This window comes from Nitrosomonas sp. (assembly GCF_043753625.1).
Classification (GTDB): domain Bacteria; phylum Pseudomonadota; class Gammaproteobacteria; order Burkholderiales; family Nitrosomonadaceae; genus Nitrosomonas.
The window spans coordinates 1-11,970 of record NZ_JAYUWI010000093.1 but is presented as its reverse complement, the minus strand read 5'-3'; the positions used below and the strand labels follow the sequence as shown (position 1 = coordinate 11,970).

At 42.5% G+C, this 11,970-nt stretch carries 16 protein-coding genes and 2 pseudogenes; 8 read left to right on the top strand and 10 right to left on the bottom strand.

The window, feature by feature from the left end; translation table 11 throughout:
• The 5 genes from ACH10T_RS08670 to ACH10T_RS08650 all read left to right on the top strand — a co-directional run.
• The coding region (locus ACH10T_RS08670; RefSeq protein WP_394808901.1) for a DUF1328 domain-containing protein at positions 1 to 162 on the top strand (162 nt) is incomplete at its 5' end.
• 329 nt (positions 163 to 491) lie between these two features.
• The gene (locus ACH10T_RS08665; RefSeq protein ID WP_394808899.1) at positions 492 to 953 is read left to right on the top strand and encodes a PA2169 family four-helix-bundle protein; all 462 of its coding nucleotides are present in this window, start codon (positions 492 to 494) and stop codon (positions 951 to 953) included.
• A gap of 83 nt (positions 954 to 1,036) precedes the next feature.
• Entirely contained in the window at positions 1,037 to 1,213 is a 177-nt protein-coding gene (locus tag ACH10T_RS08660) for a hypothetical protein (protein ID WP_394808898.1), read from the top strand.
• Positions 1,214 to 1,373: 160 nt separating this feature from the next.
• Positions 1,374 to 1,592 carry a hypothetical protein gene (locus ACH10T_RS08655; RefSeq protein WP_394808897.1) on the top strand — a complete coding sequence of 73 codons (219 nt, stop codon included), beginning with the start codon at positions 1,374 to 1,376 and terminating at the stop codon, positions 1,590 to 1,592.
• A gap of 170 nt (positions 1,593 to 1,762) precedes the next feature.
• Complete coding sequence (locus ACH10T_RS08650) at positions 1,763 to 2,707, top strand: hypothetical protein (protein ID WP_394808896.1); 945 nt, start codon at positions 1,763 to 1,765, stop codon at positions 2,705 to 2,707.
• A 484-nt stretch (positions 2,708 to 3,191) separates the two neighbouring features.
• Here the strand turns inward: ACH10T_RS08650 and ACH10T_RS08645 are convergent, their stop codons facing one another.
• From ACH10T_RS08645 to ACH10T_RS08625, 5 genes and pseudogenes are all read right to left on the bottom strand, one after another.
• A complete protein-coding gene (locus ACH10T_RS08645; RefSeq protein ID WP_394808895.1) occupies positions 3,192 to 3,557 on the bottom strand; it encodes a hypothetical protein in 366 nt (121 codons plus the stop codon).
• The gene (locus ACH10T_RS08640; RefSeq protein WP_394808894.1) at positions 3,557 to 3,811 is read right to left on the bottom strand and encodes a hypothetical protein; all 255 of its coding nucleotides are present in this window, start codon (positions 3,809 to 3,811) and stop codon (positions 3,557 to 3,559) included. Before ACH10T_RS08640 ends, ACH10T_RS08645 begins: the two co-directional genes overlap by 1 nt.
• 193 nt (positions 3,812 to 4,004) lie before the next feature.
• A complete protein-coding gene (locus tag ACH10T_RS08635) occupies positions 4,005 to 4,334 on the bottom strand; it encodes a YqjD family protein (RefSeq protein ID WP_394808893.1) in 330 nt (109 codons plus the stop codon).
• 193 nt (positions 4,335 to 4,527) lie between these two features.
• Positions 4,528 to 4,917 carry a PRC-barrel domain-containing protein gene (locus ACH10T_RS08630; RefSeq protein WP_394808892.1) on the bottom strand — a complete coding sequence of 130 codons (390 nt, stop codon included), beginning with the start codon at positions 4,915 to 4,917 and terminating at the stop codon, positions 4,528 to 4,530.
• A 222-nt stretch (positions 4,918 to 5,139) separates the two neighbouring features.
• Positions 5,140 to 6,034, bottom strand: a pseudogene (locus ACH10T_RS08625) (IS1595 family transposase).
• Between the two features lie 532 nt (positions 6,035 to 6,566).
• Here ACH10T_RS08625 and gntA point away from each other — a divergent pair.
• The 3 genes from gntA (at position 6,567) to ACH10T_RS08610 (ending at position 8,169) form a co-directional block, all read left to right on the top strand.
• Entirely contained in the window at positions 6,567 to 7,286 is a 720-nt protein-coding gene (gntA, locus tag ACH10T_RS08620) for a guanitoxin biosynthesis heme-dependent pre-guanitoxin N-hydroxylase GntA (protein WP_394808891.1), read from the top strand.
• Entirely contained in the window at positions 7,283 to 7,861 is a 579-nt protein-coding gene (locus tag ACH10T_RS08615; RefSeq protein ID WP_394808890.1) for a DUF1989 domain-containing protein, read from the top strand. Before gntA ends, ACH10T_RS08615 begins: the two co-directional genes overlap by 4 nt.
• A gap of 110 nt (positions 7,862 to 7,971) precedes the next feature.
• Positions 7,972 to 8,169, top strand: a complete 198-nt coding sequence (locus ACH10T_RS08610) for a transposase (protein ID WP_394808900.1) — start codon at positions 7,972 to 7,974, stop codon at positions 8,167 to 8,169.
• 167 nt (positions 8,170 to 8,336) lie between these two features.
• On the opposite strand, the pseudogene ACH10T_RS08605 reads toward ACH10T_RS08610, so the two are convergent.
• The 5 genes and pseudogenes from ACH10T_RS08605 to ACH10T_RS08585 form a co-directional block, all read right to left on the bottom strand.
• Positions 8,337 to 9,380: pseudogene (locus tag ACH10T_RS08605) on the bottom strand (IS481 family transposase).
• A 117-nt stretch (positions 9,381 to 9,497) separates the two neighbouring features.
• Entirely contained in the window at positions 9,498 to 10,148 is a 651-nt protein-coding gene (locus ACH10T_RS08600; protein ID WP_394808889.1) for a hypothetical protein, read from the bottom strand.
• Positions 10,149 to 10,299: 151 nt separating this feature from the next.
• Complete coding sequence (locus ACH10T_RS08595) at positions 10,300 to 10,464, bottom strand: hypothetical protein (RefSeq protein WP_394808888.1); 165 nt, start codon at positions 10,462 to 10,464, stop codon at positions 10,300 to 10,302.
• Positions 10,465 to 10,476: 12 nt separating this feature from the next.
• Positions 10,477 to 10,614 carry a hypothetical protein gene (locus ACH10T_RS08590; RefSeq protein WP_394808887.1) on the bottom strand — a complete coding sequence of 46 codons (138 nt, stop codon included), beginning with the start codon at positions 10,612 to 10,614 and terminating at the stop codon, positions 10,477 to 10,479.
• A 141-nt stretch (positions 10,615 to 10,755) separates the two neighbouring features.
• A complete protein-coding gene (locus ACH10T_RS08585; RefSeq protein ID WP_394808886.1) occupies positions 10,756 to 11,859 on the bottom strand; it encodes an AAA family ATPase in 1,104 nt (367 codons plus the stop codon).
• Positions 11,860 to 11,970: the final 111 nt, after the last annotated feature.

Genomic DNA, 11,970 nt, shown 5'->3' with positions numbered 1-11,970 from the left:
AATTGGGCTCTTACATTTTTAGTTATCGCATTAATTGCAGCTGTTTTAGGGTTTAGTGGAATCGCAGGTACTGCTACGGAAATAGCATGGATTGCATTTGTAGTCGGTATCATCATGGCTATTTTCTTCTTTATAACAGGTAAACGTACTCCGCCCCTTTAACACTTTCATCAGTTTTCCATAAACCTAAATTGTTATATTAATCTGAGATGTTGAAAAACATCCAAATAACTGAAAATCTTCAGACCGAAGAATTGCTGGATATCCCATAGTGATAGTGAGTCTTGATGTATCTGACCAAAGATTATTACGAAGAAGCGTGTAAATGTTGTTAATGAAATTTTAGTAGTTGCAGTCAAATCGATAATTACATATTGAAATTGTAGAGGATATTCCATCCGAATAATTGTTAATTGACGAACATTGTCAGCTTTATCAGATTTTTTTACCATTATTTTTGTTAATAAAGTGTTTTACTATTAGGATATTAAATGAGCAATGAAAAAATTATCAGCATGTTAAATGGGCTTCTCGAAATTTCTCGCGATGGAGCAGAAGGATTTAGGACATGCGCGAACGATGCAAACGATCCATCATTGAAATTGTACTTCGAAGATCGCGCACTTAGTTGCGATGAAGCAATACAATCTTTAAGTGAAGAGATTTTGGGTTATGGAGGCAATCCTGAGACAAGCGGAACTACGGCTGCAGTAGTACATCGCACTTGGATAGATATTAAAACGGCACTCACGAACGTGGATAATCTTACGGTACTTGAAGAGTGCGAACGAGGCGAAGATGCCGCTGTAATTGCTTATGAAAAAGCATTGCAGGAAGAAATGCCTGACAGTCTAAGAGAAGTTGTAAACCAACAGTACGAAGGAGCAAAAAGAAATCACGAGCGCGTCCGTGAACTCCGTGATGAAGCCCGTGAAAATCCAGATCTTGTTTAAGAATAGGATTGTATGTTTCTTTTATACCTGGATTAAATTAGACCCGAAAGAGATAAATCTGTTATTTTTTAGCCGGAATAATTATGGTAATAAATCAATCTAATATTAAAACAGATGAGGCAGAACTCATTCGAATCATAGATCCCATCGGCGAAGTTAAAGAATTACTTGATGAAAAACAAAAATATAAAAACTTAATTTCTGAAGAGTTATCAAAAGAATATTTTGAATCCATTAATTCTTCAGTTTTACCTTTTTAACTCCTCGTAGCTCAATAAGTCTCCGGGAATTTCAAGATACTGAAAGTTTGCTTAGCCCTCAATTCATACCATAAATAGTTTTACCAAAGTTAGGTTACGAACAGACTCTTCATTTGAAATTAATCAGTATTAGATTCCATTAATTTTTTGGAGAATCAATATGTATTCTAAAAAGAATTTATTAATTATGGTATTTATTTTTACTATATTCCTTTTGCCAAGTACTGATGCACTCTATGAATTGGGCATTAATACAGATACTTCTGAAAAACAGAAGATCCCAAAATTGGAATCGGGACGAACTAATGATTTAGAAAGTGATGCTGATTTAAAAGGAAGAACTGAAGAAAACAAAGGGAACTTTGTAATGGTCAACTAAAACCAGACACTTTTTTAGGCAGTCTTTCAAAAAAGTATACCCTCAAAATTCCAACTACGATTGGTAGTCCAATTATGAGCAAATGGAAATGGAACAATGTGCGACGACGAACAGACGCGTGCGAATAATCGGGCGAAAATACTATTTTACACACTTCGGGAAGATATCTTATGACTACTTCTACTACTACAATATATGACCTAAAACAAGAGAAAACAAGCAACTCTACTGTTCCTTTACCAACGCAGGCAAGTGCAGTTTCGTGGGGTGCTATCGTGGCGGGGGCAGCAGCAATAGCTGCTCTATCGCTTATCCTTCTTATTTTGGGAACAGGTTTGGGACTATCTTCGGTATCGCCATGGGCGCACAACGGGGTAAGTGCTATGACTTTCGGTGTATCCACCATTCTTTGGCTGACCTTTACACAACTTTTTTCTTCCGGAATCGGTGGTTATCTTTCCGGCAGACTGAGGACAAAGTGGATTGCAGTTCATTCGGACGAGGTTTACTTTCGGGATACCGCGCACGGTTTCTTAGCTTGGGCCGTCGCTACGCTTGTAACTGCAGCGATACTAACTACGGTAATAGGATCGATCATTAGCGGTGGAGTTCGCGCTGGAGCTACTATGGCGGGAGGCGTTGCCACCACTGCGGCGGCTGCAACTGTAAGTGTTGCTACCACTGCAGGGTCTGGGATGGTGAATACCAACTCTGAGAGTAGCTCAATGGATTACTTCATTGATTCACTATTCAGGAAAAATGCGAGCATAGATTCAAAGGCGGAAATACCCATAACCGGCACACTCGAAGTTGCCCGGATTTTCATAAATTCCATACAAACGAAAAACCTACCCGAAGAAGACATTCGCTATGTTGGTCAAGTGGTGGCACAGCACACCGATTTGACTCAACAAAATGCTGAGAAGCGGGTAAAAGATACATTTACCCGTATCCAGGAAAAACTACAAGATGCTGAGAGAATCTCAAAAGAGGCGGCTGATCAAGCACGTAAAGCTTCCGCTTATGCATCGCTGTGGTTGTTTATCTCACTACTTATCGGCGCATTCGTTGCCAGTATTTCGGCCACGTACGGCGGTCGGCAGCGGGACATGTAATTACACAACTAACTTATTAAGGAGACAAACAAAAATGCGTTCAATACTTTTATTTCTTATAGGCGTCCCCATTCCTATTATCATTCTAATAGCGTTATTTGTGCACTAGTACGATGTTTCAAATATTTTCTGCTCTGGAAATCCGGAATGAGTTGAGCTTTCAGTTATATTAGAGGACTTTCAAAGTAAAAAATATTGTGCTTCCCCCAAAAAATATTCTTCCAATGGTGACGTAGATTAGCGTTACATTTGGGAGAAGACGATGAAGAAATTACCGAAGTAGTAATTACACGGTTAAAGTTAAGAAAAAATCGGTTAAGTAGCGAAGAGGGATAAATCGATTAGTTTCAGGGAAGGAATTGGGGGTGCGGGAACAAAAGCTGTGTAACTGAGTAAGTTGGCAGCGGAAGGCATACCTATGGTTAAGAATTCCTAGATTGTCCACAGGAACAAAGGGATTTATTCCTGATACAAACAAAGTGATTTAAGTTTCCGTTTGTCTCAATGAAGCACGAAATGTCGTATATAACGCATTTATCGTGGTCAGGTGATTTAGCGCGCTCATCAAAATCGTAATGATGTTCGTCGTTTCAACAGAGCGTGGCTTATCGGTACTGCTATGAGATTCAGATTCGAAGGATTTACTTTTAGTGAGCTCACCAAGGACAAATCCGATACCGCCTGCTAACAATAGACTTGACGGAGCGGTCATTTGTTGTTGGGTCTTTTGAATGAGCGAATTAGTGCAAGTAATAACTATCCGTTGACGTTCCAATTTCTGCAATTCCGCTTCGATAATTTGAGCTGCTAAAGATTTAAATTCGGTGCCATTCCCAGTGAAGCCTAACATCACATTTCCCCCCTAGCTTGGAACGCAGACAACATGGATTGAAGACTGCGAATAGTTGCAGGAAATCGCAAATAATAATCTTTGTTACGTATTACCCCCAGAACCAGCACAAGCAGTAAATTAAAAGTAACGGCAAATAGTATTTGCAGGATGTTATCCGTCAAAATACCATACCGGCTTAGCGCCAGCAATGCAGTGGCTAGGAATCCAAGCCATGCAACGCTTAGCAAGACAGCAGCGATTACACCTGCCATCATCATATTAACCAAACTTTTGCCCGCTTGTTGTGCTTCAAGTGCTACGAGCTGAATTGCATGAGGTTAAGTTCATGCAATTCGTGCCATGATGACTTCACATCATCAGCTACGCTGGGATCATCTCCAGAATGGTCACGTCGGTCAGTTTGCCCTGGTATCTCACTTTTTATTGGCTTTTCAACCTTAATGTTTAACGATTGCTGAGCAATTTGCTCAGTATAAAACCTACCCCCATGGCGATACCTACCGACGTTAGTGGGTTATCGCGAATATAAATAGAGCATTCTTTCGTCAATCGCTGCTCTGCATGTTTCAGTTGAACTCCTTTTTCACCAATCTTATCTGCAACCTGATTGGTTGCATTGGTGGCCTTATCAATAGCTTCATGCGCTAAAGCATTCAGCTCATCACCTTTATCAACAATCTTATTCGCAACGTGGTAGGTTGCATTGGTGGCCTTATCAACAGTTTCCTGTGCAAAATCAGATACTGTATCTACAACTGTGTCTACATTTTTCATCGTAATGCCTCATGATTTTGATTTAAATCGTGCGTTATGCACGGCTTTTGGGTGGAAGACATTTGCTAAGTTACCGGTTTTATTCTTGTGAAAGAAACGAATTCTAATGTTTCATCTGAATCTTGGCATCGTTACTGCCTGCGATTTGGCTGCTTTTGCTTCTTCGCATCATTTAAATTCGCGGACTAACGACTTATTGCTTGGTGGTTCCATAATAAGAATGAATTTCATTTTCCCAAGATTTATCTGCCATATCCGGCCAGTTGTCCTTATCGAATCCCGGTGCATTTTCAAGACGTTCTTTATCTACGTTGAGCACAAAGTGTTTTTCTTCTGTGTCTAGCTTTAGCGCATTCCACGGTACCGCAAACAGCTTGCTTCCTATCCCCAAGACGCCGCCGAAAGCCAGTACCGCATAACACACTTTACCAGTTGCTGTATCTAGCATGATTTCTTTAATGTCACCTAGGTCATCACCATTTTGGTTGCAAACATCGTTTCCAATAAGTGTTCCCGCACCCATCATGGGAACCCCCGATGCGTTGTTATCAATACCATGTGTATCGCGATCTTCGTAATTCATATAAAACCCCTGCAAAAAAGATTTTGGTAAAGGATCCTTTAATCATATCCGTGATCATTAGGTCCTGATGATAGAGCGTGTATGATTTTTTCTACACCTCGTAAATAACAATACACGCAAGAACCAATACAATCCGTACGGTTGCGTACAGAGCTATAGTTAAATATGGTATTTAGTGAATCAAGGCGCATTCTGCTTGATCCCCTGAAAAGTTAATCCGGATTAGAAAGATTCTTCAACTTGCCGAAGCCAACGTGCTGGGCGAGCCCCCATGTTGGCTGCGGCGACGAACAGACGTAGAGGGAACGCTTCAAGATGGAAGCGTCGGTTAAAGCGGTAAACAAACGCACCGGGGTAGCGCGTTCCATATTTGGCGAAATCGAATACATGATAAGCACCACCCAGGCTGGTTTTGAGGTTGCCCAAAATCGTATTGATCCAGTTGAATTCTGGCAAATCCTTAGGCTTGCGATCGTCCGCGACGACTGCCCGGTGCTGGCAGCCTGCATCAGTAACCCCGGAAAAACAACCCAATCCATCAGAAGTGACTATACAACCTGACGCGAGATCAGCGCTAGCCCAGTCGGAAACCCGCTTTGCGCGTAAAACCAGGAACCGGTGCCATTTTAATATACAGGGGACGGCCTGCGGCACTGAGCGAGATGGCCGCCACAAAAGGCACCTTGTTCTCGGAACCCGGTCTGCCTTGTTGCCTGCTAGCCAGTTCTCCGCAAAGGTAAGTGTCATCGGGCCTGGACATTACCACGCAGCGCATACTTGGCATCTCCCCGTTCGACCCTTGCCTGCATCAGCTTCTGCTGAATCAACCAAGCCGGTGGGGTAGCTTACACCCAGCTGCCCCTTAAGGTCGATCGCCAACAAGCCGGTCTTGGCTTGGCTGATCAAATAAATTGCTAAGAACTAAATGTTTTGCGACAAGTGGATACTTTGGAACAAAGTGCCTGCGATCTGAGATGTCTGCAACCCGCAGCACTTGTATTGGAAGTTCTTGTGTTTCCTACCCTTAAGCAAGTAGTAGTTCACGTTGCCGTAGCCCCTGGACAGCTGAATCCTTTGGTCAACGTATGCTTCCAATGCAATCCGCGCATGACCTCACTGTGTCAAACTGCGCAAGGAATGCAAATAAATTCGTCTAATAACAGAAGTTGGCATATCTGCTTGCCAAAAATATGCATTTTTCAATTATTGCGACAAAATCCAAAATTCTAGATATGTTTTAGATGGTAGCGCTAGGCGCTTACCAATAAATAGATTTCTGTGTGTCTCCGCACAGAGTCTATTTAATAAAAGTTATATATTTATATTTAATCTAGTTGTTTTTCTAAATAATCAACGTTGGAAGCATAATGCCATCTCTAGAAGAATTTATAATTTCCTATTAGCTGAAGCCGATTTTTAGAACTTGAAAGTCGGCATCGGTTTTCTTGAGCTTGGACATCACTTAATTTCATTTATTTTCACACAAAGGCAAATAGCCTGTTGATTCAAGAAACCATGTATTAATGCTAATCGCTGAGTTAATACAACGACCTGGAGTACAGTTTTTGATGGTCAGGAGATTTCTTCAAAGCAAAACACCTCACTCACAATTTTAATGAACATAAATCGGCTGAAATTTAGAATAGCTCATGAACGAAGACAATAAATATTTAATTAGTGACTCATTAGATAGAAAAGCACTCAGAGGGCTGTTGGATGAGTTTCTATCAAGAGAGGATTATCCTTGCGTACCAGCTAAGTCTGCAAATAATCGCGATAATATAGAATTATTAGTAGGAGATAACATCACTCAGCCTATGAATGATGTAGAGCTTTATTCTGCGCTTTTGGATTTTGGAAAAAACCTTACTTTAGATACAATTGATAATATTTCATTTAAAACATTAATTAACATCTATCGGCAACCTACAGATTTAAGCGAAGTAGAATTTGAACAAGCATTGTGGGATCGCTTACAAAATTTACACAATTTTGATGCAGTTCGTGGTCAAAGTTGGGATGAAAATGTCGACAGCGATGCAAACTCATCACATTTCTCTATGAGCATAGGCGGCCATTCTTTCTTTATAGTAGGACTACATCCACATGCTTCTAGACTTGCAAGACGTTTTTGCTACCCAGCACTTGTGTTTAATCTTCACGCGCAGTTTGAAGTCTTAAGGGAAAAAAATAAATATGAGCGCATAAAAGGAATTGTGAGGAAAAGGGATACTGAATTTTCTGGAGGACCTAATCCTATGCTTGATGATTTTGGGAATGATTCGGAAGCGCCGCAGTATAGTGGTAGAAAGGTTGATGAAAATTGGGAATGCCCATTGCAGCACAAAGAGAATATAAAAAATAGATGACCAGAATTGAACCGTGCTCAGCGAAAGCTTTTGACCTGAAAAAAGGTCAATTTCTAACAGTAGTTGATCCAGAAGGACAACAGGTTGGTGACCTTGTTGCCTATAACAAAATTGACATTCGTGAGTATATTTCATCAGGAAGATCCATTGACTATGCAAGTAAGCTTTTTCTGACGACTGGGGATTTGCTTTATAGCAACCGTAGTAATCCAATGCTAGAAATTATTAATGACGATGTCGGGCGTCACGACTTCACATTAACGCCATGTTCTAAAGATACTTTTCGTATTATTTATGGTGATAAAAATCCTCTGCCAGGCTGTCAAGGCAATCTTGAAGATGTTCTTGAACCATTCGGTATAATTCCAGATCAAATACCAATTGCGTTTAATATTTTCATGAATGTCAGTGTAGATGCCTTTTCAGGAGAAATAGCGGTCTTGCCTCCACTGAGTCGCGCAGGAGATAAAATTACATTTGAAGCTAAAATGGATCTTTTGATCGGATTAACTGCATGTTCTGCTGGGCAATCAAATAATTTTAAATTTAAACCCATAGATTTTGAAATCAAATAACTATTTTCACGAAAGTGAGCATCCCCCAAATAGTCTTCCAAGGGTGACGTACAATTAACGTTACATTTGTGAAGAAGACGATGAAGAAAATACCGAAGTAGGTATACACGATCGAGTTCAAAAAAAATGCGGTGAAGCAAGTGGAGATGGAGAAGTCGATTGGTTTGATAGCGAAGGAAGTGGGTCTGGTTGAGCAAACGTTGCGCAACTGGTGGCATAGGCAACGGCCAGCAAACTTACCGTTGCAGGTACCAAGGTTGTTACACCGGAGCAAACGGATCTATCCCGGTTACATGCTGAGAACGTAAGGCTGAAATGGGAGTGTGAGATTCAAAAAAATGTACGGTCTGCCTCGGATGTGCCAAGAACAAAGAAGCATTCTAGATGCATTCAATTTGCCAAGCAGTTTCAATTGTAGTAGTCGCGATCTGATCTGACATTTACCCGATTTGACGAAGTACCTGTTAGATCAAATTCAGTTATTCAATGCGGTGATTTTATCGTCCCATACCTCCTTTGCGTCAATTAATGTTTGCATTGGGGTGCGTCCACAACACATCACCACCTTGGTGAGTTCGCGCGTTGTTGTAATACATCATCCAGTCTCCAGATCGACTTGTAACTCTTCAATGGACCGGTAAATCTTGCGCCGGAATGCCACCTGGTAGAACTCCTGCAGGATGGTTTTGTGGAAACGTTCGCAAATACCGTTGGTCTGTGGATGATTGGCCTTGGTTCTGGAATGCTCAATATCGTTTAGTGCCAAGTAAAGCTGGTAATCGTGATTCTCCGGCTTGCCGCAATATTCGGTACCGCGGTCGGTCAGGATACGGATGACGCCCATATCCTGCTCAGTAAAGAATGGAAGTACCCGATCATTGAGCAAATCAGCCGCTGTGATCGGCGTTTTGGTGGTATACAACTTCGCTGCTACCCACTTGGAATAGGTATCGACGAAGGTTTGTTGGTAAATCCACCCGACGCCCTTGAGGGTGCCGACGTAAAAGGTATCCTGGCTACCGAGGTACCCGGGATGAGCGGTCTCGATCTCGCCGTGGGTAACATCATCGTCCTGTTTCTTCTCCAGTGCTTGCACCTGCGCCTCGGTCAGAACCGCCCCGGTCTCAGCGACATGCTTTTCCAAAGCTGACAGACGCTTCTTAAACGACTCCAGATTCTGGCGCAACCACACCGAACGGACACCAGACGGAGAAACAAAGATTCCGTGTTTGCGTAGTTCGTTGGAAACTCGAACTTGACCAAAAGCCGTTTGCTCCAGGGCAAAAGCGGTGACCGCCGCCTCCGTCGTTTCTTCTACACGATTCTTGATGTTGGGCTTGCGTCGGTTTGCATCGATCAGAGCCTCAACACCACCTGTTTCCACCGCTGCCTGATAGCGATAGAAAGTATCACGTGAAAAAACCATCACCTTGCAGGCGCGAGAGACATTGCCAAGCTCGGCTGCCAAATTAAGCAGACCAATCTTGTGTTTGATGACTTTCTGTTGAACACTACTCATGGGATTACTCCTTTGCGCTTCCGCGCTTGGTTGATAAAGTTTCGCACCTCTATCAAACCGGGTAATCCCACCTCTTGGCAAGACCTTAATGTCAGATCAAATCTGAACTACTACATTTCAATCGTCACCGTCCAGATTATCAAGATCAATGCCCCGATCCGACAGCCGTCGCTCCAACACCTCAAGCCGTTGCGCCATCCAGTCCCATGACGTATCTGCAGAGGCATCATGCCGAGCTTTCAATCGCTCAAAAGTACGCCGATGCATACCCTTGGGTTTACCGCCTTCAGGGTTTGCTATGCCAGGTTTCCAGCCTAACCGACTCCGGATTCCATCTGCACGTCGAATTGACCCATGATTATCGCTTTCCCGCTGACAGGCATAAACCAGCTTGTGACAGCGGCGGCATGCCAGGATTGAATCGCTGTAAAGAATTACCACGCGCTGCCCACATTCCTGCACTGGACAGTGAAACCAAGGACGCCGTCCCCCAAGATTGCAGTCCGTCCATTCGAGATAGACGGTGTATTCCATGAATCGCCATTCTCCACCTCTGGTAAAATCCTTATAACTGATAATCATACGATCAGCATCCGTATAAATGTGAAGTGATCGCACTTTCTCGCCATTACGGGTCCAATGCCAAGTGCAATCCATGTCCTGTAAAAGCAAGCCGTGCCGCTGCAACTTCCGTATATCCAACGATTTCATGTTGCTTGTTATCTCTTTTCCGCCCTGATACTGTCTCCCACTTCCGATGCCGCCCATTTTTTGCTCCGATTTTGCCTAAATCATTTGGCAAGTTTGTCAGGTATTATTTGCCAATCTATCCGAAAGACTTGCCCTGTCTCGCTTTAAGCAAGTTTTCATAATATCCGCTTTCATGCATTGCGAAGCTATTTTAGTTTCAGAAGCCTGGCTATGTGCGCTCAAATTTGCGATCCAGTTTCGTTTCATAACGACGCAGCTTCTCCAGTTGATTTACTTTCAACCCTTTCCGCTGGGCTTTGAATTGGATCGCCAGTTTGGCAATATTATGCAATTCATCCTTGCTCATGCTTTGCAAATTAAGCTCATTTGTCATGTTTAGCTCCGTTCAATAAATCCATATCAGGAAAGGATCGTAATCGCCAAAATATAAAACTGTTACTTGTGAAAAACCGGTTTTTTTCAGTGTTAAGGCTGGGGTGTGGGAAAACTGGGAAAACTGAATTTTGATTTGTTCAATTTTCATGTTTTACCACTAAATTTACGCCACATAAACACAAGCCATTCTTGCTATATTCTCATGGATATTGAGTTTTCCCAGTTTTCCCAGTTATTCGAGTTTTCTCAGTTTTCTCAGTTTTCTCAGTTTTCCAGTCAAATATGCCGTTTAATCACCCAACTTTTCCCAGCAACTTTGTAGCGTGTATTCCTTGCTATTTTTATTCGCTGTAGTGGTCGACTTCCAATATCTAGATTCAGCGGGCAAACTCTTATTATTGGCGTCATGGTCTTTCAAGGCCTTCAGAATTTTGCGCTTTGAAACTCCCATGTCCTTGGCTGCTTCGACTATGTCCGATTGAATCATGGTGCCGGATTTTAGAATGTCTTTGATGGCTTCAATCGCTTCCATATTGGCGATGGTTAAAGCTTGCGCGGCCTTGACCCTGTCGGCTTCAAAACAGTCATCTTCAGATAGTTTTTTAACGGACAACATCAGATCCTTGTAGCTGTTTTTAACGGTATCCCCGCTGTAGCTAAACGCGGCCTTTAATTCAACATTGCCGCGCGCCTTAAAGTTATCGAATTGAACTGTTTTGGTGAGGGTTTGTGGGTCGAAAGAAATTTCGTCAAGCGTATAAGCGCAATCAGCATCATCAACAAGGTCAGAAGTTCCGCCAAAAATAACCTTCTTGTCCTCATCACGTCTTTTGTTGACATGCGCCAATAATATGACTGTCCCGCCTTTACTCACAAAGCCGCGCAGAACCTCAAAGAATCCGCTCGACGTTGATTTATTCATTAAATCTGTGAATTTCTTAACTGTGTCCAAAATAACAACAACGCCGCCGCATGTGTCCTTCCTGATTTTATCTTTCAAGATGACCTCGAGCAACGGGGTTTTAAAATCAAGATGGCCTGGTGCCAGCATTTTGAATCCTGCTTCATTGGCGATTTTTATCTTTTCGATTAATCCCTTGTGATGGTCGTCAGCGTTAATGTAATAAACCGTTGAACCGTCAATTTCACCCGATCGCGTAGCTCTTGATAACAGCCATATAACCAGCAGAGTTTTCCCCGCGTTTGGCTTGGCATAAATTACCGTCATTTGTCCCCGTAAGGCTAAGCCGTTCAGTACAAAACGGTCATCTTTCATTTGAGATTCCATATTACTAACCTCATTGTTAAGGTTGAATTGATCAAAATCGAAACCGCAATCTTCTGGGTCAACCGCTTCATTAAGATCAATTACGGCGGCGATATTAGCACTCATGGCGAGCCTCTTCACGGCTTACCACAACGTCATTCCAGTCCATACCGGGCGTTGGCGGTATCATCAAAACCTTGCCGCCAACAGATAACGCAGCCTCACTCGCTTTGGCTT